This is a genomic window from Vibrio sp. D173a (assembly GCF_030248475.1).
In genome coordinates this window covers 1-705 of record NZ_JAHGAH010000914.1, presented here as the reverse complement: position 1 = coordinate 705, position 705 = coordinate 1, and the positions used below count along the sequence as shown (strand labels likewise).

At 40.1% G+C, this 705-nt stretch carries 2 protein-coding genes; both read right to left on the bottom strand.

Annotation, left to right across the window (positions count from 1 at the left end):
* Positions 1 to 195: hypothetical protein (locus KIV40_RS30245; protein ID WP_285352961.1), on the bottom strand; the 195-nt coding region annotated here is incomplete at its 3' end.
* A 156-nt stretch (positions 196 to 351) separates the two neighbouring features.
* A partial coding sequence (locus KIV40_RS30240; protein WP_285352960.1) for a hypothetical protein occupies positions 352 to 705 on the bottom strand: 354 nt, incomplete at its 5' end.

The following is a 705-nucleotide window of genomic DNA, read 5'->3' as shown; positions in this document are numbered from 1 at the left end:
GTTCTTAATTTTTTCATCGTTTTCAGTAGCTAGCAGGTCAAACGTTGTTAGTTCTGCTAGTGCACGACCCATTGCTAGGTACCATGCGCGGCTGTCCGCTGTTTCTACTGTAGTTGCGTAGGTAGCAGATAGGTGTTTCTTTACACTTTCTTGGAACGACACTTTATCAAAAGTTTTTTGCTGAGTTGCTTTCATTTCAGAAATCTCGCTTTTATTTGTTCTAATTCATCTGTGACATATCGTGCATGGTCACAATTAACTAAACATCATCCCGGTCGTACGGCTAACTAGGAGTAGATGAGAGGGCGTAGGGGGCGTACTGACGTTGGGTTAGTGATCTAAATCTCATGTTCAGCTCCAGATTAAAAATTTGGAGTGATTATGATCACAAGCCCCCGTCCCATAACTTAACTTTGAATGATGAATTTTTTGTTTATCTATTTTCATCTTCTTGCGAGTTCTGATATTTAGATCACGAAATATTTTTCGTATTCTCATCTTTTTCACAAATTCTTGTGCGGAAATGAGCAACATCACGATCACAAACCGACCCATTAAGTGACAATCATCACAATTAAAGGGCGTAGTTGGGGTAAAATATGCCACAGTGCAAGGTTTCTGAGGCTGATCATGGTCTGAGCTAATTTGCTTCACGTAACATAGCCACAGAATTAAGTCATAACGGCTTTTGTTTGGACGGATGGT